Source organism: Jejuibacter sp. L23, from assembly GCF_050815825.1.
In the GTDB taxonomy this organism is placed as follows: domain Bacteria; phylum Pseudomonadota; class Gammaproteobacteria; order Enterobacterales; family Enterobacteriaceae; genus Jejubacter; species Jejubacter calystegiae.
In genome coordinates this window covers 159679-183035 of sequence record NZ_CP138199.1, presented here as the reverse complement: position 1 = coordinate 183035, position 23357 = coordinate 159679, and the positions used below count along the sequence as shown (strand labels likewise).

At 54.8% G+C, this 23357-nt stretch carries 16 protein-coding genes, 3 tRNA genes, 3 rRNA genes and 1 riboswitch; of the genes, 4 read left to right on the top strand and 18 right to left on the bottom strand.

Features of this window, described 5'->3' with window-relative positions; translation table 11 throughout:
* Positions 1–3: 3 nt before the first annotated feature.
* The 5 genes from ilvD to ilvL all read right to left on the bottom strand — a co-directional run bounded on the left by ilvD (position 4) and on the right by ilvL (position 5019).
* Positions 4–1854 (bottom strand): dihydroxy-acid dehydratase, encoded by a 1851-nt coding sequence (ilvD, locus tag SCU88_RS00835; protein WP_138095216.1) that lies wholly within the window; start codon positions 1852–1854, stop codon positions 4–6.
* A 68-nt stretch (positions 1855–1922) separates the two neighbouring features.
* Positions 1923–2858: a branched-chain amino acid transaminase gene (locus SCU88_RS00830; protein WP_175341994.1), complete on the bottom strand. Its 936-nt coding sequence runs from the start codon at positions 2856–2858 to the stop codon at positions 1923–1925.
* Positions 2859–2878: 20 nt separating this feature from the next.
* A complete protein-coding gene (gene ilvM / locus SCU88_RS00825) occupies positions 2879–3136 on the bottom strand; it encodes an acetolactate synthase 2 small subunit (protein WP_175341993.1) in 258 nt (85 codons plus the stop codon).
* A complete protein-coding gene (gene ilvG / locus SCU88_RS00820; RefSeq protein WP_175341992.1) occupies positions 3133–4779 on the bottom strand; it encodes an acetolactate synthase 2 catalytic subunit in 1647 nt (548 codons plus the stop codon). Before ilvG ends, ilvM begins: the two co-directional genes overlap by 4 nt.
* Positions 4780–4920: 141 nt before the next feature.
* On the bottom strand, positions 4921–5019 hold the full coding sequence (gene ilvL / locus SCU88_RS00815; protein ID WP_138095212.1) for an ilv operon leader peptide: 99 nt from the start codon (positions 5017–5019) through the stop codon (positions 4921–4923).
* Positions 5020–5358: 339 nt separating this feature from the next.
* Between ilvL and SCU88_RS00810 the strand changes: the two genes are divergently transcribed.
* Entirely contained in the window at positions 5359–6879 is a 1521-nt protein-coding gene (locus SCU88_RS00810; RefSeq protein ID WP_175341991.1) for a YifB family Mg chelatase-like AAA ATPase, read from the top strand.
* Positions 6880–6907: 28 nt separating this feature from the next.
* Here the strand turns inward: SCU88_RS00810 and SCU88_RS00805 are convergent, their stop codons facing one another.
* Positions 6908–7246 carry a DUF413 domain-containing protein gene (locus tag SCU88_RS00805; protein ID WP_138095210.1) on the bottom strand — a complete coding sequence of 113 codons (339 nt, stop codon included), beginning with the start codon at positions 7244–7246 and terminating at the stop codon, positions 6908–6910.
* Between the two features lie 119 nt (positions 7247–7365).
* Here SCU88_RS00805 and hdfR point away from each other — a divergent pair, with 119 nt between their 5' ends.
* Positions 7366–8187, top strand: a complete 822-nt coding sequence (gene hdfR, locus SCU88_RS00800; protein WP_138095209.1) for an HTH-type transcriptional regulator HdfR — start codon at positions 7366–7368, stop codon at positions 8185–8187.
* Positions 8188–8280: 93 nt separating this feature from the next.
* Here the strand turns inward: hdfR and SCU88_RS00795 are convergent.
* From SCU88_RS00795 to btuB, 8 genes are all read right to left on the bottom strand, one after another.
* Positions 8281–8356, bottom strand: a tRNA-Trp gene (locus SCU88_RS00795).
* A gap of 8 nt (positions 8357–8364) precedes the next feature.
* Positions 8365–8441, bottom strand: a tRNA-Asp gene (locus SCU88_RS00790).
* 134 nt (positions 8442–8575) lie between these two features.
* Positions 8576–8691: ribosomal RNA gene (gene rrf / locus SCU88_RS00785) — 5S ribosomal RNA — on the bottom strand.
* 100 nt (positions 8692–8791) lie between these two features.
* Positions 8792–11697: ribosomal RNA gene (locus SCU88_RS00780) — 23S ribosomal RNA — on the bottom strand.
* 180 nt (positions 11698–11877) lie between these two features.
* Positions 11878–11952 (bottom strand) — tRNA-Glu (locus SCU88_RS00775).
* A gap of 88 nt (positions 11953–12040) precedes the next feature.
* Positions 12041–13582: ribosomal RNA gene (locus SCU88_RS00770) — 16S ribosomal RNA — on the bottom strand.
* The 16S, 23S and 5S rRNA genes sit together here with 3 tRNA genes alongside, the layout of an rRNA operon.
* Positions 13583–13938: 356 nt before the next feature.
* Positions 13939–14790: a glutamate racemase gene (gene murI, locus SCU88_RS00765; protein WP_138095208.1), complete on the bottom strand. Its 852-nt coding sequence runs from the start codon at positions 14788–14790 to the stop codon at positions 13939–13941.
* Positions 14735–16603, bottom strand: a complete 1869-nt coding sequence (btuB, locus tag SCU88_RS00760) for a TonB-dependent vitamin B12 receptor BtuB (RefSeq protein ID WP_175341247.1) — start codon at positions 16601–16603, stop codon at positions 14735–14737. The genes murI and btuB overlap by 56 nt, the downstream gene beginning before the upstream one ends.
* 69 nt (positions 16604–16672) lie before the next feature.
* Positions 16673–16875, bottom strand: a riboswitch (cobalamin riboswitch).
* Positions 16876–16957: 82 nt separating this feature from the next.
* Here btuB and trmA point away from each other — a divergent pair.
* Positions 16958–18058 carry a tRNA (uridine(54)-C5)-methyltransferase TrmA gene (trmA, locus tag SCU88_RS00755; protein WP_138095206.1) on the top strand — a complete coding sequence of 367 codons (1101 nt, stop codon included), beginning with the start codon at positions 16958–16960 and terminating at the stop codon, positions 18056–18058.
* A gap of 48 nt (positions 18059–18106) precedes the next feature.
* Here the strand turns inward: trmA and SCU88_RS00750 are convergent, their stop codons facing one another.
* Both SCU88_RS00750 and fabR read right to left on the bottom strand, forming a co-directional pair.
* The gene (locus SCU88_RS00750) at positions 18107–18460 is read right to left on the bottom strand and encodes a YijD family membrane protein (protein WP_138095205.1); all 354 of its coding nucleotides are present in this window, start codon (positions 18458–18460) and stop codon (positions 18107–18109) included.
* Positions 18460–19116, bottom strand: coding sequence for an HTH-type transcriptional repressor FabR (fabR, locus tag SCU88_RS00745; protein ID WP_138099128.1), 657 nt, complete (start codon positions 19114–19116; stop codon positions 18460–18462). Before fabR ends, SCU88_RS00750 begins: the two co-directional genes overlap by 1 nt.
* A gap of 198 nt (positions 19117–19314) precedes the next feature.
* Between fabR and sthA the strand changes: the two genes are divergently transcribed.
* Entirely contained in the window at positions 19315–20715 is a 1401-nt protein-coding gene (sthA, locus tag SCU88_RS00740) for a Si-specific NAD(P)(+) transhydrogenase (protein ID WP_175341248.1), read from the top strand.
* Here the strand turns inward: sthA and oxyR are convergent.
* Positions 20698–21615: a DNA-binding transcriptional regulator OxyR gene (gene oxyR, locus SCU88_RS00735; protein WP_138095203.1), complete on the bottom strand. Its 918-nt coding sequence runs from the start codon at positions 21613–21615 to the stop codon at positions 20698–20700. The genes sthA and oxyR overlap by 18 nt on opposite strands.
* Positions 21616–21927: 312 nt before the next feature.
* Complete coding sequence (gene argH / locus SCU88_RS00730) at positions 21928–23301, bottom strand: argininosuccinate lyase (RefSeq protein WP_175341249.1); 1374 nt, start codon at positions 23299–23301, stop codon at positions 21928–21930.
* Positions 23302–23357 lie beyond the last annotated feature (56 nt).

Below are 23357 nucleotides of genomic sequence, written 5' to 3'. Positions count from 1 at the left end.
TGGTTAGCCTCCCAGCTTGCTTTTGTCACGCACGGCGCCTTTATCGGCACTGGTCGCCAGGCTGGCATAGGCACGCAGCGCAAAGGAGACCTGACGTTCGCGATTCCGCGGCGTCCAGGCCTGATCGCCCCTGGCTTCCTGAGCTTCACGACGCGCGGCCAACTCCTGATCGCTGACTTCCAGTTGAATACCACGGTTAGGGATGTCAATGGCAATCATGTCGCCATCCTCGATAAGCCCGATGCTGCCACCGTTTGCCGCTTCCGGAGAAACGTGGCCGATGGAGAGTCCGGAGGTACCGCCAGAGAAACGACCATCGGTGATCAGGGCACAGGCCTTACCCAGTCCCATCGACTTCAGGAAGCTGGTCGGATAGAGCATTTCCTGCATGCCCGGGCCGCCTTTCGGCCCTTCATAGCGGATAACGACCACATCGCCCGCCACAACTTTGCCACCGAGGATAGCTTCCACCGCATCATCCTGACTTTCGTAAACCTTAGCCGGGCCGGTAAATTTCAGGCTGCCTTCATCCACGCCTGCGGTTTTTACGATACAGCCATTTTCCGCGAAGTTGCCGTACAGCACCGCCAGCCCACCGTCCTGACTGTAAGCGTGCTTCAGCGAACGGATGCAGCCTTCGGCACGATCGTCATCAAGCGTTTCCCAGCGACAGTTCTGCGAGAAGGCCTGGGTGGTACGAATCCCCGCCGGGCCTGCGCGGAACATGCTCTTCACCGCATCGTCTTTGGTCAGCATCACATCATACTGCTCAAGCGTCTGCGGCAGGGAGAGACCCAGTACGTTTTTCACCTCGCGATTCAGCAGCCCGGCGCGATCCAGCTCCCCCAGAATACCGATAACGCCACCCGCACGGTGCACGTCTTCCATATGGTATTTCGGGGTACTCGGTGCCACCTTACACAGCTGCGGGACCTTACGAGACAGCTTATCGATATCACTCATGGTGAAGTCGATCTCGGCCTCCTGAGCGGCGGCCAGCAGATGCAGAACGGTATTGGTGGAGCCACCCATCGCGATATCCAGCGTCATGGCATTTTCAAACGCGGCCTTGCTGGCAATGTTACGCGGCAACGCGCTGGCATCATCCTGCTCATAGTAGCGTTTGGTCAGCTCAACGATCCGTTTACCGGCGTTCAGGAATAACTGCTTACGATCGGCATGGGTCGCCAGCAGCGAGCCGTTACCCGGCTGCGAAAGCCCCAGCGCTTCGGTCAGGCAGTTCATGGAGTTGGCGGTAAACATCCCGGAACAGGATCCGCAGGTCGGACAGGCAGAACGTTCCACCTCATTGCTCTGCTCGTCGGATACCTTCGGATCCGCCCCCTGGATCATGGCATCCACCAGATCGAGCTTGATGATCTGATCGGAGAGTTTGGTTTTCCCGGCTTCCATCGGGCCGCCAGAGACGAAAATCACCGGAATGTTAAGGCGCAGCGAGGCCATTAACATCCCTGGCGTGATTTTATCGCAGTTGGAGATACATACCATGGCATCTGCACAGTGGGCATTCACCATATATTCAACAGAGTCGGCGATAAGCTCACGCGACGGCAGAGAATAAAGCATGCCCCCGTGCCCCATGGCAATGCCATCATCTACGGCTATCGTATTAAACTCTTTTGCCACCCCGCCTGAGGCTTCGATCTGCTCAGCAACCAGTTTCCCCAGATCGCGCAGATGCACATGCCCCGGAACAAATTGGGTGAAAGAGTTGACCACCGCAATGATGGGCTTTCCGAAGTCATTGTCGGTCATCCCGGTCGCGCGCCACAGCGCGCGGGCTCCCGCCATATTGCGGCCGTGTGTTGTGGTGGCGGAACGATACTTTGGCATGCGTTATTCACTCCCAGTCTGTCTGCATGTCCGGGCGATGCTTTGCCGCCCGGACAGAATCATTTTAATTACTTAGCGGGGTTAACCGGATCCAGCCAGCCCCATTTGTCTTCGGTTTCACCGGTGAACAGACCGAAGAAGGCCTGCTGGATGCGCTTGGTCACCGGGCCACAGCGGCCAGCGCCGACCTGAATGCCATCCACGCTACGTACCGGCGTGATCTCCGCTGCGGTACCGGACATAAAGACTTCATCAGCCAGATAGAGGGATTCACGGGACAGCACCTGCTCGCGAATTTCGATTCCCAAATCCTGCGCCAGCTTGATAATAGCGTCGCGAGTGATACCCGGCAGAGCAGAAGAGGTGAACGGCGGGGTAAAGAGGATGCCATCTTTCACTTCAAACAGGTTCTCACCGGCCCCTTCAGAGATATAGCCGTTGACGTCCAGCGCGATGCCTTCCTGATAACCGTGGCGGCGCGCTTCGCTGCCGACCAGCAGGGAAGAAAGGTAGTTACCGCCAGCTTTGGCGGCGGTCGGAATGGTATTCGGCGCGGCACGGTTCCAGGAAGAAACCATGGCATCAATACCCTGCTCCAGCGCTTCGGCGCCCAGATAGGCGCCCCACGGGAAGGCCGCGATAATCACGTCGGTGTTGTAGCCATCCGGCGGATTAACCCCCATACCCACATCGCCCACAAACACCAGCGGACGGATATAGGCGCTGGTCAGATTATTTTTACGAATCACTTCACGGCAGGCTTCCATCAACTCATCGACGCTCTGAGAAACCGGGAAACGATAGATTTTGGCTGAATCACGCAGACGCTGCATATGTTCACGATGACGGAACACCACCGGCCCTTTGTGAGATTCGTAGCAGCGGATACCTTCAAATACCGAGGTTCCGTAGTGCAACGCGTGGGACATGACGTGGACTTTCGCCTCACCCCATGGGGTCATCTCACCATTGAACCAGATGTAATCAGCTTTCTTCGTTGTCATTTTTCTTCCTTTGGCGCTGCTCAGGCGCGTATTTGTTGCGATGTGGGTTGCTGGATCTCGACCCGGTCGACATCCACCAGTTTGCTTAACTGACTAAACAGTAATTCGACCGGTCGTGGGCTGGCAACGGTCAATTCGATATTAATGTTTTCCGTATTCAGCCCGGACGCCATATTCATGGCACAGATATGAAAGCCGCGGTGGCGTATCACGCGCAATACGCGCTCCAGGGTCTCTGGACGAAAACGGGCCTGCACGGCAAGTTGATGTTGCATCATGATACTTTCTCCAGCATTTGTGAGTTACTGGCGCCGGGAGGCACCAACGGCCAGACGTTCTCAAGCTCATCAATCGAGACGTGAAGCAGATAAGGACCGTCGCTATTCAGCATGGCGTCCAGCGCCGCTTCCACCTGGTCTTTGCGGGTAATACGCTGGCCCGGAATACCAAAGGCGCTGGCCAGCGTCAGAAAATCGGGGTTATCGGAAAGGTCGGTTTCACTATAGCGTTCAGAGAAAAAGAGCTGCTGCCACTGGCGAACCATGCCCAACCGCTGGTTATCCAGTAGCAGGATTTTTAACGGCAGCTGTTTACGTTTTACCGTTCCCAGTTCCTGGACATTCATCATGAAAGAACCGTCGCCGCTGATGCAAATAACGGTATCTTCCGGGCGCGCTACCTGTGCGCCTACCGCCGCTGGCAGGCCAAAACCCATAGTGCCAAGACCACTGGAGGTGATGAAGTTTTCTGGCCTGGTATAGGTCATATGCTGCGCAGCCCACATCTGATGCTGGCCCACATCCGTCGTAACCACGGCCTGCGGTGGCTTACGCTCGGAGAGCTGCTTCAACAACAGAGGGGCGTAGATAGCCTCGCCGGGATGATCGTAGCGCCAGGCATGCTCGGCACGCAGCTGTGCAATATTCTGCTGCCAGGGAGAGATGGACAGCGGCTGCCTTAATGCGGGCAGCAGGCGATTCAGATCGCCGCACAGCTCTACGTGGGCCTGGCGCAGCTTGCTCATCTCTGCAGGGTCGATATCCATATGAATAACCCGTGCATCCGGCGCAAAGGTGTTGAGCTTACCGGTAACCCGATCGTCAAAGCGGGCACCGACGACAATCAACAGGTCGCTCTGCTGTACGGCCAGGTTAGCCGCCTTAGTTCCGTGCATTCCCAGCATACCGAGGTATCCCGGATGTTCAGCATCCACCGCCCCCAGCCCTTTCAGAGTACAGGTGGCGGGGATACCGGTAGCGGCCATGAAGTCCCGCAGCGCCGGAACGGCGCCGGCCATCCCGACGCCGCCGCCAACATACAGTACCGGACGCTCAGCCGCCGCCAGCATCTCCCACGCCTGAGCCAGCTCGGCCTGCGGCAACGATACGCTGTCCTGAACGGTGCTCAACAGCGGCGCAGGCTCGCCTTCCGCTACCTGAATATCTTTCGGAATATCGACCAGAACCGGCCCCGGACGTCCTGATTGTGCGACTTCAAAGGCCTGGGCGATAACGCGGGGCAATTCATCAAGCGACTGTACCAGGAAGCTGTGTTTGGTACAGGCCAAAGACAGGCCCAATACATCCACCTCCTGAAACGCATCGGTGCCAATCAACGGGGAAGCCACCTGACCAGTAATAGCAACAACGGGAATGGAGTCCAGCAAGGCATCCGCCAGGCCGGTCAGCAGGTTCGTGGCGCCCGGGCCGGAAGTCGCGATGCAGACTCCGGTATGACCGGTGGCTCGGGCATAGCCGATAGCCGCCATTGCCGCACCCTGCTCATGTCTGCACAGTAGGTGTTCCACTCCGCCGTCATAGAGCGCGTCATAGACCGGCATAATTGCCCCGCCAGGATAACCGAAAACTGTGTTAACACCCTGCGTTCGCAAAGCATGTACTACCCACTGCGCACCATTCATAGTTAAATCCCCGTCTCATTACGGAAGAAACAGGATTTTATACTGTTGCTCATTCTCTGTTCCTCGCCAAACATTGCTACAACCAACAAAAAACCCCCGGACCTTTCGGTGCGGGGGTTCTCTTCGATTCAGGCTTGATTTTTAAGCCTTTCTTCTCCCAAGTGCAGCCCCGCACGGTGGAATAATAATCACCACCACGCTAATCACGACCAGGCTGACCACTAGTAGAAGGGCTTTCATTAGATATTCGTTCACTAAACTCGTTCGAAGTAATGTCTAAAGAGTTACCACAGAGATCACACAAGTGACAAGATTTTTTTATGAATCATTTCATAAGCAGATGAAGTATTTATTAAAAAAATGTTATATTTCAAATAATAAGCCCGATGTGAAAAAAGTTCATTCATTGCGGGTATGATTCGCCAGCAGACATGGAGCCATAACGACGCGATCTGGCACACATTAATCATGAAAACACCGGAACAGGTAAAGATATGCGGGAATAAACTACGCAACCCGGAAAGAACAAACTGGCCTCCGGGCATAGATCGTCCATGATGGCGTATTCCGGGAGGCTTTATGACACTGTCTATTATTCATACACGCGCCGCACTGGGCATTACTGCTCCCCAGGTGACCGTCGAAGCACATATCAGCCAGGGACTGCCGGGGCTCACCATGGTTGGCTTACCCGAAACTACCGTAAAAGAGGCCCGGGATCGGGTACGCAGCGCCATTATTAATAGCGGATATCAATTTCCAGCCCGTAAGATCACCCTGAATCTGGCGCCGGCAGACCTGCCTAAGGAAGGGGGGCGATTCGATCTTCCCATTGCTCTGGCGCTCCTGGCGGCCTCGGAGCAACTTTGTATCCGCCATCCTGAACGCTACGAGTTTCTGGGCGAACTGGCGCTTACCGGCGCGCTGAGGGGCGTTTCCGGCGCGATATCTGGCGCAATGGAGGGATTGCGCGCCGGCCGACAGGTGATCGTCGCGGCAGAGAATGAAGACGAGGTGGGTTTAATTGGGAAGCCGGGCTGTTTTATCGCCCATCAGTTGGCCGATGTCTGCGCCTTTCTGGAAGGTAAAACAATACTGCCAGAGCCCAGGGCCCCTCATCTCCCCCATATCAATGAACACCGGGATCTGTGCGATATTATTGGTCAGAGTCAAGGTAAGCGTGCCCTGGAAATCGCAGCTGCCGGGGGACACAATCTGCTATTACTCGGCCCTCCAGGCACCGGAAAAACAATGCTGGCAAGCCGGTTACCGGGACTGTTACCACCGCTGAGTAATACTGAGGCCCTGGAAAGTGCGGCAATACTGAGTCTGGTTAGCCCTCATAGCCTTCATCAACAATGGAGACAGCGTCCCTTTCGCGCTCCACATCACAGCGCATCGATGACGGCGCTGGTTGGCGGAGGCTCCATGCCCGGCCCCGGAGAGATCTCCCTGGCGCATAACGGCATTCTGTTTCTTGACGAACTGCCGGAATTTAGTCGAAGGGTACTGGAAGCTTTACGCGAACCTATAGAGTCTGGCGAGATCATCATCTCACGCACCCGAGCGAAAGTTCGCTATCCGGCCCGCTTTCAGCTGATCGCCGCAATGAACCCCAGCCCTTCGGGTGACTGGCAGGGAAATCAAAGCCATGGAGGATTGCAGCAAACGTTACGCTATATTAACCGGCTCTCCGGCCCCTTCCTGGATCGTTTCGATATGTCACTGGAAATTCCGCTTCTGCCGCCTGGCACTCTGTCAGGCCAACATTATCAAGGGGAGACCAGCGCTTGCGTACGTGAACGCATCACAGAGGCTTACAGGCACCAGAACGCACGTCAAAAACAATTAAACGCGCATCTGAATAATCAGGCGATACGTCGCTTTTGCTCGCTGTTGCCAGAAGATGCCCAATGGCTGGAAGAGGCACTCACCCGCCTGGAACTGTCTGTTCGGGCGTGGCAGCGTCTGCTCAGGGTTGCCAGAACGATTGCCGATTTGGAACATCAGCCACAAATCCAACGCCAGCATCTGCAGGAAGCGTTGAGTTATCGGGCTATCGATCGCTTACTTATTCATCTACGCAAAATGGTGGCGTAAAAAAGGGCCGACAGGCCCTTATCATTTATTAATCATCGGAGTCGCTGTAATCGTCAGCGCCTTCCATTTGCGGCTTTCCGCCAGAGAGGGTATGGAAACGTCGTGGACGATTGATACGCCCCATGTACTTAGTCCATACGCGCTCTTCTTCCGTCGCCGGTTCACGCTGACCGCGGCAAACCTCCACAAACTGCTTTTCAGCTTCTGTTGCAGGCTCACGCTTACCAAGGTTCAACTCATTGAAAGCGAACCCCAGGCGCTCCAGCAACTGGGCCTCTTTAATGGTGAAGTCACCATGACGGGAAAACCCGCGCGGGTAAAATTTGTTGTCGAAAAATCGATTAGTCGTCGAAAAGCTTTCCGCCATTCTGCACGCTCCTGATTATCCTGGACGAGCTAGTTATGGCGCGGAGTATTAGTTACGCTTGACAGAGTGTAAAACAAAACATTTAAATCATAACGACAAAAGATTTTTGGGGGAAAGGCGTGGATACGGAATTACTGAAAACCTTCCTGGAAGTGAGCAGAACTCGCCACTTTGGGCGAGCTGCCGAAGCGTTGTATCTGACTCAATCCGCAGTCAGTTTTCGTATCCGACAGCTTGAAAACCAGCTGGGTGTCAACCTGTTTACCCGACATCGCAATAACATCCGCCTTACGGCTGCTGGCGAACGCCTGCTCCCTTATGCGGAAAATTTGATGAATACCTGGATGGCGGCCAAAAAGGAAGTTTCAAACACCTCACGGCACAATGAATTCACCATAGGCGCCAGCGCTTCACTCTGGGAGTGCGTACTGTCACCGTGGCTACCACGGCTCTACAAAGAGCAGCCCGGTATGCAGTTCGAAGCGCGTATCGCTCAGCGTCAGTCTCTGGTGAAGCAGCTACACGAACGCCAGTTGGATCTCCTGCTCACTACCGAATCACCCAAAATGGATGAGATGAGCAGCCAGGTTGTCGGGCAGTTTAATCTGTCCCTCTTCTGCACAGCGCCGTCACGCCCCAAATCGGCATTAACCTATCTGCGTCTGGAGTGGGGGCCGGATTTTCAGCAGCACGAAGCGGGGCTGTTAATCAGCGATGATATTCCGCTGTTAACCACCAGTTCGGCTGAGATCGTGACACGTATGCTACCAGAACTGAATGGTTGCGCCTGGCTACCAGTCTCCTGGGCAACACAGCGGGAAGGGTTAAATCTGGTCAGCGACAGCGTTGAAGTAACCCGTCCTCTGTACGCTATCTGGCTGCAAAACTGTGACAAGCTAAATCAGCTTAGAGAGATCCTGAAGACCCCAGTAATCTTATAATCAGGATGATGAATAGAGCGATCTGAGGATCGCTTTCTGGCGGAAGGAAAAAAGCAAAAAAAAATCCTTAGCGTTAGCTAAGGATTATTATTCTGGCAGGGGCGGAGGGACTCGAACCCCCAACACCCGGTTTTGGAGACCGGTGCTCTACCAATTGAACTACGCCCCTAAATAGGGTGGCGGAACGGACGGGACTCGAACCCGCGACCCCCTGCGTGACAGGCAGGTATTCTAACCAACTGAACTACCGCTCCACCGAATTTTTCTACTTTCTACTGCCACCGGGCATTACCCCGGTACTTTCTAATTTGATGCCTGGCAGTTCCCTGGTCCCGCATGGGGCGGGCCATACTGCCACCGGATATCACCCGGTACTTCTTAATTTGATGCCTGGCAGTTCCCTACTCTCGCATGGGGAGACCCCACACTACCATCGGCGCTACGGCGTTTCACTTCTGAGTTCGGCATGGGGTCAGGTGGGACCACCGCGCTGTCGCCGCCAGGCAAATTCTGTTCCGCTTACCGCCATACAGGCCATAAGCGTTTATCCGTCACAAGCTGAATATCGTTCGTTCTCTCATCACCAAAACATCTTTGGCGTTGTAAGGTTAAGCCTCTCGGGTCATTAGTACCGGTTAGCTCAACGCATCGCTGCGCTTACACACCCGGCCTATCAACGTCGTCGTCTTCAACGTCCCTTCAGGAGACTCAGGGTCTCAGGGAAGACTCATCTCGGGGCAAGTTTCGTGCTTAGATGCTTTCAGCACTTATCTTTTCCGCACTTAGCTACCGGGCAATGCAATTGGCATCACAACCCGAACACCAGTGGTGCGTCCACTCCGGTCCTCTCGTACTAGGAGCAGCCCCCCTCAGTCTTCCAGCGCCCACGGCAGATAGGGACCGAACTGTCTCACGACGTTCTAAACCCAGCTCGCGTACCACTTTAAATGGCGAACAGCCATACCCTTGGGACCTACTTCAGCCCCAGGATGTGATGAGCCGACATCGAGGTGCCAAACACCGCCGTCGATATGAACTCTTGGGCGGTATCAGCCTGTTATCCCCGGAGTACCTTTTATCCGTTGAGCGATGGCCCTTCCATTCAGAACCACCGGATCACTATGACCTGCTTTCGCACCTGCTCGCGCCGTCACGCTCGCAGTCAAGCTGGCTTATGCCATTGCACTAACCTCCTGATGTCCGACCAGGATTAGCCAACCTTCGTGCTCCTCCGTTACTCTTTGGGAGGAGACCGCCCCAGTCAAACTACCCACCAGACACTGTCCCCACGCCAGATAATGGCGCCAGGTTAGAACATCAAACATTAAAGGGTGGTATTTCAAGGTTGGCTCCACGCAGACTTGCGTCCACGCTTCAAAGCCTCCCACCTATCCTACACATCAAGGCTCAATGTTCAGTGTCAAGCTATAGTAAAGGTTCACGGGGTCTTTCCGTCTTGCCGCGGGTACACTGCATCTTCACAGCGAGTTCAATTTCACTGAGTCCCGGGTGGAGACAGCCTGGCCATCATTACGCCATTCGTGCAGGTCGGAACTTACCCGACAAGGAATTTCGCTACCTTAGGACCGTTATAGTTACGGCCGCCGTTTACCGGGGCTTCGATCAGGAGCTTCTGGTTACCCATAACCCCATCAATTAACCTTCCGGCACCGGGCAGGCGTCACACCCTATACGTCCACTTTCGTGTTTGCAGAGTGCTGTGTTTTTAATAAACAGTTGCAGCCAGCTGGTATCTTCGACTGACTTCAGCTCCACCCGCAGGGGCTTCACCTACATGTCAGCGTGCCTTCTCCCGAAGTTACGGCACCATTTTGCCTAGTTCCTTCACCCGGGTTCTCTCAAGCGCCTTGGTATTCTCTACCTGACCACCTGTGTCGGTTTCGGGTACGATTCGTTGTTACCTGAAGCTTAGAGGCTTTTCCTGGAAGCAGGGCATTTGTCACTTCAGCACCGTAGTGCCTCGTCATCACGCCTCAGCCTTAACTTTCCGGATTTGCCTGGAAAGTCAGCCTACACGCTTAAACCGGGACGACCGTCGCCCGGATGACATAGCCTTCTCCGTTCCCCCATCGCAGTAACACCGAGTACGGGAATATTAACCCGTTTCCCATCGACTACGCCTTTCGGCCTCGCCTTAGGGGTCGACTCACCCTGCCCCGATTAACGTTGGACAGGAACCCTTGGTCTTCCGGCGAGCGGGCTTTTCACCCGCTTTATCGTTACTCATGTCAGCATTCGCACTTCTGATACCTCCAGCATGCCTCACAGCACACCTTCGCAGGCTTACAGAACGCTCCCCTACCCAACAACACTTAAGTGTCGCTGCCGCAGCTTCGGTGCATGGTTTAGCCCCGTTACATCTTCCGCGCAGGCCGACTCGACCAGTGAGCTATTACGCTTTCTTTAAATGATGGCTGCTTCTAAGCCAACATCCTGGCTGTCTGGGCCTTCCCACATCGTTTCCCACTTAACCATGACTTTGGGACCTTAGCTGGCGGTCTGGGTTGTTTCCCTCTTCACGACGGACGTTAGCACCCGCCGTGTGTCTCCCGTGATAACATTCTCCGGTATTCGTAGTTTGCATCGGGTTGGTAAGCCGGGATGGCCCCCTAGCCGAAACAGTGCTCTACCCCCGGAGATGAATTCACGAGGCGCTACCTAAATAGCTTTCGGGGAGAACCAGCTATCTCCCGGTTTGATTGGCCTTTCACCCCCAGCCACAGGTCATCCGCTAATTTTTCAACATTAGTCGGTTCGGTCCTCCAGTTAGTGTTACCCAACCTTCAACCTGCCCATGGCTAGATCACCGGGTTTCGGGTCTATACCCTGCAACTTAACGCCCGGTTAAGACTCGGTTTCCCTTCGGCTCCCCTATTCGGTTAACCTTGCTACAGAATATAAGTCGCTGACCCATTATACAAAAGGTACGCAGTCACACCCATAAAGAGTGCTCCCACTGCTTGTACGTACACGGTTTCAGGTTCTGTTTCACTCCCCTCGCCGGGGTTCTTTTCGCCTTTCCCTCACGGTACTGGTTCACTATCGGTCAGTCAGGAGTATTTAGCCTTGGAGGATGGTCCCCCCATATTCAGACAGGATAACACGTGTCCCGCCCTACTCATCGAGCTCACAGCATGTGCATTTTCGTGTACGGGGCTGTCACCCTGTATCGCCGGACTTTCCAGACCGTTCCACTAACACACACGCTGATTCAGACTCTGGGCTCTTCCCCGTTCGCTCGCCGCTACTCAGGGAATCTCGGTTGATTTCTTTTCCTCGGGGTACTTAGATGTTTCAGTTCTCCCGGTTCGCCTCATTAACCTATGGATTCAGTTAATGATAGTGTGACGAATCACACTGGGTTTCCCCATTCGGACATCGTCGGTTATAACGCCTCATATCAGCTTACCGACGCTTTTCGCAGATTAGCACGTCCTTCATCGCCTCTGACTGCCAGGGCATCCACCGTGTACGCTTATTCGCTTAACCTCACAACCCGAAGATGTCTTCGTGTTGCAAGCTTGAGAGACCCATTAAACGGTTGTCCCGTTTATGGATTATCAATTTTCAGCTTGTTCCGGATTGTTAAAGAGCAAATATCTCAAACATGACTCACTGAGCCAGTTTTGAGATATCGGGGGTAACATCTTTCACCTGTCACCGAGCAAGTGGCGTCCCCTAGGGGATTCGAACCCCTGTTGCCGCCGTGAAAGGGCGGAGTCCTAACCGCTAGACGAAGGGGACACGAAAAGTGTCACGACTTCGTAGCCGTCTTGCTTCTTTACTTTCATCAGACAATCTGTGTGGACACTGCGAATACTGTATCCAAAGGTAAGGAGGTGATCCAACCGCAGGTTCCCCTACGGTTACCTTGTTACGACTTCACCCCAGTCATGAATCACAAAGTGGTAAGCGCCCTCCCGAAGGTTAAGCTACCTACTTCTTTTGCAACCCACTCCCATGGTGTGACGGGCGGTGTGTACAAGGCCCGGGAACGTATTCACCGTGACATTCTGATTCACGATTACTAGCGATTCCGACTTCATGGAGTCGAGTTGCAGACTCCAATCCGGACTACGACGCACTTTATGAGGTCCGCTTGCTCTCGCGAGGTCGCTTCTCTTTGTATGCGCCATTGTAGCACGTGTGTAGCCCTGGTCGTAAGGGCCATGATGACTTGACGTCATCCCCACCTTCCTCCGGTTTATCACCGGCAGTCTCCTTTGAGTTCCCGACCGAATCGCTGGCAACAAAGGATAAGGGTTGCGCTCGTTGCGGGACTTAACCCAACATTTCACAACACGAGCTGACGACAGCCATGCAGCACCTGTCTCACGGTTCCCGAAGGCACAGTCTCATCTCTGAGACCTTCCGTGGATGTCAAGACCAGGTAAGGTTCTTCGCGTTGCATCGAATTAAACCACATGCTCCACCGCTTGTGCGGGCCCCCGTCAATTCATTTGAGTTTTAACCTTGCGGCCGTACTCCCCAGGCGGTCGACTTAACGCGTTAGCTCCGGAAGCCACGAGTCAAGCTCACAGCCTCCAAGTCGACATCGTTTACGGCGTGGACTACCAGGGTATCTAATCCTGTTTGCTCCCCACGCTTTCGCACCTGAGCGTCAGTCTTCGTCCAGGAGGCCGCCTTCGCCACCGGTATTCCTCCAGATCTCTACGCATTTCACCGCTACACCTGGAATTCTACCTCCCTCTACGAGACTCCAGCTGGCCAGTTTCAAATGCAGTTCCCGGGTTGAGCCCGGGGATTTCACATCTGACTTAACCAACCGCCTGCGTGCGCTTTACGCCCAGTAATTCCGATTAACGCTTGCACCCTCCGTATTACCGCGGCTGCTGGCACGGAGTTAGCCGGTGCTTCTTCTGTCAGTAACGTCAATGCATGAGCGTATTAAGCTCACACCCTTCCTCCTGACTGAAAGTACTTTACAACCCGAAGGCCTTCTTCATACACGCGGCATGGCTGCATCAGGCTTGCGCCCATTGTGCAATATTCCCCACTGCTGCCTCCCGTAGGAGTCTGGACCGTGTCTCAGTTCCAGTGTGGCTGGTCATCCTCTCAGACCAGCTAGGGATCGTCGCTTTGGTGAGCCGTTACCTCACCAACTGGCTAATCCCATCTGGGTTCATCTGATGGCGTGAGGCCCGAAGGTCCCCCACTTTGCTCTTTCGAGATTATGCGGTATTAGCCACCGTTTCCAGTGGTTATCCCCCTCCATCAGGCAGATCCCCAGACATTACTCACCCGTCCGCCGCTCGCCGGCAAGGAAGCAAGCTTCCTTCCGCTGCCGCTCGACTTGCATGTGTTAGGCCTGCCGCCAGCGTTCAATCTGAGCCATGATCAAACTCTTCAATTAAAGTTTGATGCTCAAAGAATTAAACTTCGTAATGAATTACGTGTTCACTCTTGAGACTTGATATTCATTTAGCGTCTTTCGACGTTCAGGATATCAGTGCTTTCGAGTGCCCACACAGATTGTCTGATAAATTGTTAAAGAGCAGTGCGCGCTGTTTTGTCAGCGGCGCGGGCTGCGTATATTACGCTTTCCCGCTTGAGAGTCAAGCGTTTATTTTCGCTTTCGTCCCGCTGACCCGGTGTGCCGTAAGGCGTTGTTCCGTGTCAGTGGTGGCGCATTATAGGGCCTGAATTCGTGCTGGCAAGACCCATTCCTAAAAAAAATTCCCAACCGTCTCTTTTTTGCACAAATGCCGTTTAAATCGTCAGTTTTTCCAGTGAGTTAAAGCCATAACGTTGTAAAACCGGCGTAAGTCGTAATGCTTCCGGCGTCAGCGCCATACAAAATGCTTTATTCTGTCCGGCTGAGCCCACCTGAGGAGATTCATGCTCAAGTAACCACGCCGTACGCCTGGCAATCGCAGCCCCGGAATCCACCAGCCGGGTACCGGACGGCAGAATCTGCATCAGTTCATCTTTCAACAGCGGAAAGTGAGTACAGCCCAGAACAACGGTATCCGGCGGTTCCGGCATACGCAGCCAGGGGCGCAAAATTTTGCGCAGTGCCTCCAGCGGAATCGCATCGCCATGCAATTTGGCTTCCGCCAACTCGACCAGCTCCGCGGATCCGATCATTTCGATACGACACTCATTAGCAAAGCGCGAAATAAGCTCCAGGGTATAAGGACGACGTACCGTCGCCCTGGTTGCCAGCAGACCAACAATCCCATTCGCGGTCAGCCGTGCCGCTGGCTTAATGGCGGGAACGACACCAACAACAGGAAACTGGAATTTCTCACGTAGCGCAGGTAGGGAAACCGTGCTCGCGGTGTTACAGGCAATAACCGCCATCGATAACGGGTAACGGGCCTGCACGGCGGTCACAATCTCAACCACTCGCTGCACGATAAACGCCTCTTCTTTCTCTCCATAAGGAAAAGCGACGTTATCGAAAGCATAGATATAGTGAAGGTCAGGCAGAAGTTTGCGGAGCTCATCGTAAACAGAAAGCCCACCGACACCGGAATCGAACACCAGTACGGTGGGCCTGATGTCAGAAGGAGTAGCTGCCAGACAAGGTGTATTCTCGTCCTGCAGTGTGGTAACCATATACTGTCTCGTAATCTTTATCGAACAGGTTGGCTATTCTACCACGAACGGTTAACTGAGAGGTGAGCGGATACGACAGTGCGACATCCCACAGACTGACACCGCCCATTTTTACCAGCTGATTGCCGGTAGCATTATAGTTCCGGTCATAGCGCTCGCCCAGATAACGATAGGTCACTGACCAGCCCAGCGTTTCAACCTGGCCGCTAAGCTCGTATTTCACCTGCTGCTTTGCACGTCGTAACAACACTTCATCCGTCCGGGCATTGCGCGGATCAACGTAGTCGTAAGCAATCTGGTGACTCACCGGACCCGTATCGAAAGAGGCCGTAGCTTCCACCCCTTTGATCCTCGCCTTACCAATGTTGTAGTAACGGTACGTCACCGGGTCTGAATCGATCAGATTGTCGATGTCGTTACGATACCCGGAAACGCGCCAGCTTACCGGCCCGGTCAACCCTTCAATGCCAGCTTCCCACTGCTTGCTCTCTTCAGGATTCAACCGGGTATTGCCATAAAAGTCGCTATAAAGCTGGCCCAGGTTAGGCGCCTTAAAAGCGGTTCCATAAGATCCAATCAATCGATATCCATCGATAAACTCCCAGGCTGCGCTGGTTTGCCAGGTAGTATGCCAGCCAAACTCAGAGTGATCGTCACCGCGAATAGCGCCTTCCAGCGTCACCGGTCCAATAAGCTGCTGAACCGTCGCGTAGACGCCGGTATTGCGCATTTCATGGCCCTGGCTGAGATATGCCGTACCCGGCTCAGTGGTCTGCTTCTGCCAGTCCACTCCGGCACTAACCGTCCCCTGCCCGACCTGCAGCGTATTGCCCCATTGCAGGTTGTACTGTTTTGTATCATCGAGCGTCGCGCTGGCGTCGTAACGTCCTTTATGCGGATCGTAGTTATAGTCCTTACTGCGGCTGTAACCTGCCACTAACTGCGACGCATAATCGCCTTCACGAAAGCGCAACCCGGCATCCCATCCCTGACTGTAGAGCTGACGGGTATCCGGCAGCCCGGCCACATTATAATTGTCGTCATAAGCCAGCATGCCGTCGTAGTCGGTACGGTTGTCATAGCCATAGCCACGCACAAAACCGGAGACCCGATCGTTAAACTGGTGGTCGACGGCGCCATACAGCGACTTACTCATAAAACCGTCGTGGTCGGGTTGTCGGGGATCGCCATAGTTGTCTGGAAGGTTAGCTACGACATCAAACCCTTTGGTATAGGTGTAGTTACCCGCAAACGTCACCCTGGTCGCTCCAAACTGCTGCTGAGTAGAGGCGTCGTAGTTCTGATAGCCGTGGGACCCCATCCCCGCGCTCAGGGTGGTTCCCGGTTTATCCCGACCAGTGATGATATTCACCACACCGCCAATGGCGTCGGAACCATAAACCGCAGAGCGCGGCCCGCGGATATATTCAATACGCTGAATCAGCGATAGCGGGATCTGGCTGAGATCGGAACTCCCGCTGATCCCAGCGCCGTTCATGCGAATACCATCAATCAACAGAAGAACATGACGGCTTTCCGTGCCGCGAATAAATAGCGAATTGATCTGCCCCAGGCCGCCGTTTTGCGCGATATCCACGCCGGGAAGACGCGACAGAATGTCGGCAACGCTTGTCGCCTGCCATCTGTTGATATCTTCCCGGGTGACCACCGAGGTAGGGGCCAGCACTGAAGAAACAGGTTGAGGGAAACGACTGGCGCTAACCACCAGTGTATCGTCGGTATTACCCTGCGCGCAGACGGAAAAAGCCGTGACGGGTAACACCGTTAACAGCGATATTTTTCTTATCATCATTGTAAATTAAGCATCCAGCTCCAAATCAGGATGCCGCAGGCGCCATCGATAGAACGCGATGATAGCGCCGGAGGCGACGTGTTACCGGCAGGTCTTCGGGCTTGGTGGCGTATCTGGATGAGGACTTCCCACTTTCAGTGAAAGCAGTGTTTGCTTGATGCGTTCATCCCGCCATTCTATACCGCTGCGCGTCAGCTCCAGATTCACACTGGATTCCCTTTTAACTCGGGAGAGGCCGGCCTGCGCATGCTACCGTCGTGACATATAGATGTCCAGACTTCCATAACAACGCTGGACATCATGTGGCTATCCCCTACAATCCCCCGCGTGATTTTGACCCAACTGGAGCGAACCATGACGCCCGAACATCTCCCTACCGATCAGTACGACGTGCAGCTGGCCGAAAAGGTGGTACGTCTGCAAAGTATGATGGCCCCATTTTGTACACTGGTGCCGGAGGTGTTCCGTTCGCCCCTTAGCCACTACCGTATGCGTGCGGAGTTCCGCATCTGGCATGACGGAGACGATCTCTACCACATCATCTTCGAAAGGCAGACCCGCCAGCGGATCCGGGTTGATAGCTTCCCGGCCGCCAGCGATCTGATCAACCAGCTGATGCCGGAGATCCTGAACGGCGTGCGCGACAATCCGGTCCTGCGCAGAAAGCTGTTCCAGGTGGATTATCTGACCACCCTGAGCAATCAGGCGGTGGTTTCCCTGCTCTATCACCGCCCGCTGGATGATGAGTGGAAGCAGCAGGCCATCGCCCTGCGCGACGCGCTGCGCGCCCGCGGCTTTAACCTGCATCTGATCGGTCGGGCCACCAAAACCAAGATCGCTCTGGACCAGGACTATGTCGATGAGCGGATGCCGGTAGGTGGCCGGGAGATGATCTCCCGCCAGGTGGAGAATAGCTTTACTCAGCCGAACGCGGCGATGAATATTCAGATGCTGGAGTGGGCGCTGGAGGTCACCGAAGGGTCACGTGGCGATCTGCTGGAGCTATACTGCGGTAACGGTAACTTTTCCCTGGCGCTGGCTCGTAATTTCCGCCGTGTGCTGGCCACCGAAATAGCCAAGCCGTCGGTTGCCGCGGCACAGTACAATATCGCCGCCAACCATATCGATAACGTGCAGATTATCCGTATGTCTGCAGAAGAATTCACCCAGGCGATGACCGGCGTCCGCGCCTTTAATCGTCTGAAAGGCATCGATTTACAGAGTTACCAGTGCGAGACGATTTTTGTCGATCCACCACGCAGTGGTCTGGATCCGGAAACGGAGAAAATGGTGCAGGGCTATCCACGCATTCTCTATATCTCATGTAATCCGGAAACCCTGTGCAAAAATCTGGAAACGCTGTCGCAGACGCATCAGGTTGAACGGCTGGCCCTGTTCGATCAGTTCCCTTATACCCACCATATGGAGTGCGGCGTGCTGCTGACCCGTCGCTAATAAAAAAGCCGCATAATGCGGCTTTTTTATTTACGCCAGGCGCATGACTTAATGCAATTGCTGGCGCAGACGAAGCTTATAGCCAATCCAGAACAGCAGGATTACCGACAGTACTGAAGGCAGGAAGTTGGAGCCCAAATCGGGATATTCCGCACGCACTACCGAACTGTATATCAACACCCCCAGCACAAAACAGGCGGCGGCAATGCCGGGCAACCCCACTGGCATAGTACGATTCTGGTAGCGCTGATGCAGGCAGTAAACCGTCAGCCCCAGCGTCAGGATGGGGAAAATTGAAAAGGGCACCACGGAGCTGAACAGGGCGGAGCAGGTGCCGTTAATCGACAGCCCGGCCACCAGCGCCAGCAGCAGCGTGCCTTTTTCCTGAATCGACTCTTTCATCACTCTTCCTTCACTTGTAAAGCATGTTGTGCAGCAATCACCGTTTTTTCTTGCTCACGGCGATACCAGTAATAAGCTCCTTTTGAGATCATACGCAGTTGCAGCACCAGTCGCTCTTCGAGCTGAAGGCGCTGCTCTGCGTCGACGTCCAGTGCCTCCGCACCAGCGTTAAAGACAATAGTGACCATCGCTTCCGCCTGGGCTTCCGTGAAGCTGCGCGGCATACGATTTTCCAGCTCCAGATAGTCGGCCAGTTCTGCAATAAAATGCTGAATTTCACGGGCGACGGCGGCACGAAATGCCGCCGAGGTGCCGGAACGTTCACGTAGCAGCAGCCGAAAGGCATTGGGATTATTACCAATAAATTCCATAAAGGTGGCGACCGACGTCCGGATAACGCTCCCCCCTTTGGCGATACGCTGGCGCGCCTGACGCATCAGTTGACGCAGCATCAGACCGCTTTCGTCCACCATGGTTAGCCCCAGTTCATCCACGTCACGAAAATGCCGGTAAAAAGAGGTAGGCGCGATTCCGGCCTCACGGGCAACCTCACGCAGACTGAGGCTGGCAAAACTCCGCTCGGCACTTAACTGGCTGAACGCGGCCTCAATCAATGAACGCCGGGTTCTCTCTTTCTGTTGCGCTCTTACACCCATCACGATGCCTGAATCCTTCCAACTTATTACGGGCACTATATCAGAGTTTAAAACTACCCGGTCTATAAAGGATTGTGAATGATTGTTTACGCGAGCAACATCAGGTAAGACAGGAAAACGCACAATTAGAATTGGGGCATTTACCCGTTGATGTTACCATTCTGTTGATTTTATGTATAAGAACAGGTGAATCTTACCATGCCACATTCCTGGGATTATGACGCAATAGTAATAGGTTCCGGCCCGGGCGGCGAAGGCGCCGCGATGGGGCTGGTGAAACAGGGAGCCCGAGTCGCCGTCATAGAGCGCTATCATAACGTCGGCGGCGGCTGTACCCACTGGGGCACCATCCCCTCTAAAGCACTGCGTCAGGCCGTTAGCCGGATTATCGAATTTAACCAGAACCCTCTTTACAGCGACCACACCCGACTCCTCCGTTCCTCTTTTGCCGACATTCTTCGCCACACCGAAAGCGTTATCAGTCAGCAGACCAACCTGCGTCAGGGCTTTTACGAGCGTAACCACTGCGAGATCCTGCAGGGCAATGCCCGCTTTACCGATGAGCACACCATTGCACTGGAGTGCCCGGACGGCAGCGTGGAAACCATTACCGCCGAGAAATTTGTTATCGCCTGCGGTTCACGCCCCTACCGTCCGACGGACGTCGATTTTAACCACCCGCGTATTTACGACAGCGACTCCATTCTCAGCCTGCATCATGAACCGCGCCACGTTATTATCTACGGCGCCGGGGTTATTGGCTGTGAATATGCGTCTATCTTCCGGGGAATGAGTGTCAAAGTTGACCTTATCAACACCCGCGATCGCCTGCTGGCCTTCCTGGATCAGGAGATGTCCGATTCGCTCTCATACCACTTCTGGAACAGCGGCGTGGTCATTCGTCACCACGAAGAGTATGAGCAGATCGAAGGGGTTGAGGATGGGGTCATCGTCCATCTGAAATCCGGTAAGAAAGTGAAGGCCGACTGTCTGCTGTATGCCAACGGCCGTACCGGTAATACGGACAGCCTGGATCTGGATAAGATTGGGCTGAAGGCGGACAGCCGCGGCCAGCTGAAGGTCAACAGCATGTATCAGACAGCGCTGCCGCACATCTGGGCCGTGGGCGACGTGATCGGCTACCCAAGCCTGGCCTCCGCCGCCTACGATCAGGGACGTATCGCTGCTCAGGCGATGGCTAAGGGCGAAGCGGCTGCCCATCTGGTGGATGATATCCCGACCGGAATCTACACCATTCCGGAAATCAGCTCTGTCGGCAAAACCGAACAACAGCTTACGGCAATGAAAGTGCCGTACGAGGTGGGTCGCGCCCAGTTTAAACACCTGGCGCGGGCGCAGATCGTCGGTATGAACGTGGGCACACTCAAGATCCTGTTCCATCGCGAAACCAAAGAGATCCTGGGCATCCACTGCTTTGGCGAGCGGGCAGCCGAGATTATCCACATCGGCCAGGCGATCATGGAGCAGAAAGGTGGCGGTAACAACATCGAGTACTTCGTTAACACCACCTTCAACTACCCGACCATGGCGGAAGCCTATCGGGTAGCGGCGCTGAACGGCTTAAACCGCCTTTTTTAAGGCGTTGTCGAAGTGGCCATCCATCTGAGTACGGATGGCCTCAGCCAGTTGCTCATAGCGGCTGCGCAGCGGTGAGCCCGGACGATACACCAGACCTATAGTGCGTTTGGGCTCAGGTTTGTAGCACGGCAGATAAACCACACCATCACGCTTACGCTCCTGAGGCACTGCCAGCGCCGGCAACAGCGTAATACCGCTCCCCGCAGCCACCATATTGCGCAGCGTCTCCAGGCTGGTAGCACGAAAATGAGTGTCTTCATCGGCGCCCGCTTCAAAGCAAAAACCCATGGCCTGATCGCGCAGGCAGTGGCCGTCTTCCAGCATTAGCAGTTTCTCGCCGGACAGGTCGGACATCGGCACCCGATCGCGTCCCACCCACGGGTGATCCTCGTACACCGCCAGCAGCATCGGCTCATCGAACAGCGGCACCTCAATAAAGGACTCACTCTCTTTTACCAGCGCCAGAATCGCACAGTCGAGCTTACCGCTGTCGAGCTGGGCCAGCAGCTGATGGGTCTGAGCTTCGTGCAGGTACATCTCCAGCTTAGGAAATTCCTGATGCAACTGCGGCACAATATGCGGCAACAGGTAAGGCCCGACCGTGGGGATCAGCCCGATATGCAGCGGGCCGGACATGGTCTCGCCCTGCTGGCTCGCCATTTCGCGCAGCACCTTAACTTCACGCAGCACCGTACGCGCCTGATCTACCAGCAGCAGGCCGGCCTGGGTGAAGAGCACCTTGCGGCTGGTTCGTTCCAGCAGCATGACGCCCAGTTCGTCCTCCAGCTTGCGAATCTGCCCGCTGAGGGTCGGTTGGCTAACGTGGCAGGAATCTGCCGCACGACGAAAATGGCGATGCTCGGCTAACGCCACCAGGTATTCAAGATCACGAATATTCATTATTCATCCTCCGCCACCATGATAGTCCATGGCGATAGATAGCATAGCAACCAACGATTATCCCTATCAAGTATTCTGGTGAATAATCATATCCAACAAAGGGAGACTTTCCGCACTTCCGGAATTTCCCTCTGTAGAGAACCCTCTCTGACCTGTCTGATGACAGCGCCTGGTCTTCAGGGCTTATCCCCCCTGAATCCAGGCATCACAGCCAACGTGAACTTTGACGTTTTTTAGCGGACGCCACGTCCGCTTTTTTTTTGCATAAAAAACCCGGCGCGATGGCCGGGTCTGTGATGGCATCAGAGGTGGCTAACCAAGGCGCTTGTCCGCAGCTTCCAGCGCCAGAGCGACCTGCTGGGGCGATACCCCCCCTTTCGCGGCACGCTTATCCAGGCAGGATTGCAGACTCAGAATCTCATAGACATCCTCATCAATCGTGGCGCTGAATTTCTGAAGGTCAGCCAGAGCCAGATCTTCCAGAGGCTTGCTTTGATGGATAGCTTCGACCACCGCTTCACCCACGATATGGTGCGCTTCACGGAACGGAACGCCTTTAGCGACCAGATAGTCCGCCAGCTCGGTGGCATTGGCATACCCCTGCTGGGCGGCCTCCTGGCAGCGTGGGCGCTTCACCTGAATGCCGTCCAGCACCAGCGTCGCCATATGCAGGCTATCCAGCCAGGTATCGAGCGCGTCGAACAACCCTTCTTTGTCTTCCTGCATATCTTTGTTGTAGGCCAGCGGTAGCCCTTTCAGGGTCATCATCATGCCGGTCAGGGCTCCCTGAACCCGGCCGCACTTACCGCGCAGCAGTTCCAGGGCATCAGGGTTCTTCTTCTGCGGCATCAGCGAAGAGCCCGAAGTCACACGATCGGAAAGTTCGATAAAGCCCGCTTCGCCGGAGTTAAAGAAGATCAGGTCTTCGGCATAGCGCGACAGATGCACCATGCCGATAGCCGCCGCAGAGAGCAGTTCCAGCACATGATCGCGATCGGATACGCTGTCCAGACTGTTACGGGTGGCAGAGGCAAAACCCAGCCAGCCCGCCAGTTGTTCACGATCGATCTCATAGGCGGTGCCCGCCAGCGCCCCGCTGCCCAGCGGGCTGACATCCAGCCGCTTCAGGGCATCTTCCAGTCGGCTTTCATCACGGGCCAGCATCTCAACATAGGCCAGGCACCAGTGAGCGAAAGTCACCGGTTGGGCGCGTTGCAGGTGGGTATAACCCGGCATCACCGCATCCTGATTGTCCCGGGCAGTGGCGACCAGCGCCTTCTGGAATTCACGATTCGCTTCCAGCAGTGCCGCTACCTGAGCCTTGCACCACAGTTTCAGATCGGTGGCGACCTGATCATTACGGCTACGCCCGGTGTGCAGCTTTTTACCCAACTGCCCGACTTTGTCGATCAGTTTCCCTTCCACCCAGCTATGAATATCTTCGGCATCGCTGGTCAGAATCTGCTGCGGGTCGGCCTGAACCTCTTTGAGCAGGGTATTCAGCGCCGCTTCGAGCTGTTGTTGCTCTTCCCCGGTCAGAACCCCCACCGTCACCAGCGCTTTGGACCAGGCGACGGAGCCGACAATGTCCTGCTCTGCCAGACGGTAATCGAAGCGCAGAGAATCATTAAACTGTTTGAACCGCTGGTCCGCCGCCTGAGAAAAACGCCCGCCCCAAAGTGCCATAGTTATACTCCGTATCTTATCTGTCTGTTGCCATCAGTCGTTGTTATACAGGCACC

Excerpts from the sequence above, each read along its gene's own strand:
- murI (WP_138095208.1), bottom strand. The coding sequence starts at position 14,790 with ATGGTTACCACACTGCAGGACGAGAATACACCTTGTCTGGCAGCTACT.
- ilvG (WP_175341992.1), bottom strand. The coding sequence starts at position 4,779 with ATGAATGGTGCGCAGTGGGTAGTACATGCTTTGCGAACGCAGGGTGTT.
- SCU88_RS00750 (WP_138095205.1), bottom strand. The coding sequence starts at position 18,460 with ATGAAAGAGTCGATTCAGGAAAAAGGCACGCTGCTGCTGGCGCTGGTG.
- trmA (WP_138095206.1), top strand. The coding sequence starts at position 16,958 with ATGACGCCCGAACATCTCCCTACCGATCAGTACGACGTGCAGCTGGCC.
- SCU88_RS00830 (WP_175341994.1), bottom strand. The coding sequence starts at position 2,858 with ATGACAACGAAGAAAGCTGATTACATCTGGTTCAATGGTGAGATGACC.
- btuB (WP_175341247.1), bottom strand. The coding sequence starts at position 16,603 with ATGATGATAAGAAAAATATCGCTGTTAACGGTGTTACCCGTCACGGCT.
- oxyR (WP_138095203.1), bottom strand. The coding sequence starts at position 21,615 with ATGAATATTCGTGATCTTGAATACCTGGTGGCGTTAGCCGAGCATCGC.
- ilvM (WP_175341993.1), bottom strand. The coding sequence starts at position 3,136 with ATGATGCAACATCAACTTGCCGTGCAGGCCCGTTTTCGTCCAGAGACC.
- argH (WP_175341249.1), bottom strand. The coding sequence starts at position 23,301 with ATGGCACTTTGGGGCGGGCGTTTTTCTCAGGCGGCGGACCAGCGGTTC.
- SCU88_RS00805 (WP_138095210.1), bottom strand. The coding sequence starts at position 7,246 with ATGGCGGAAAGCTTTTCGACGACTAATCGATTTTTCGACAACAAATTT.
- ilvD (WP_138095216.1), bottom strand. The coding sequence starts at position 1,854 with ATGCCAAAGTATCGTTCCGCCACCACAACACACGGCCGCAATATGGCG.
- fabR (WP_138099128.1), bottom strand. The coding sequence starts at position 19,116 with ATGGGTGTAAGAGCGCAACAGAAAGAGAGAACCCGGCGTTCATTGATT.
- ilvL (WP_138095212.1), bottom strand. The coding sequence starts at position 5,019 with ATGAAAGCCCTTCTACTAGTGGTCAGCCTGGTCGTGATTAGCGTGGTG.
- SCU88_RS00810 (WP_175341991.1), top strand. The coding sequence starts at position 5,359 with ATGACACTGTCTATTATTCATACACGCGCCGCACTGGGCATTACTGCT.
- sthA (WP_175341248.1), top strand. The coding sequence starts at position 19,315 with ATGCCACATTCCTGGGATTATGACGCAATAGTAATAGGTTCCGGCCCG.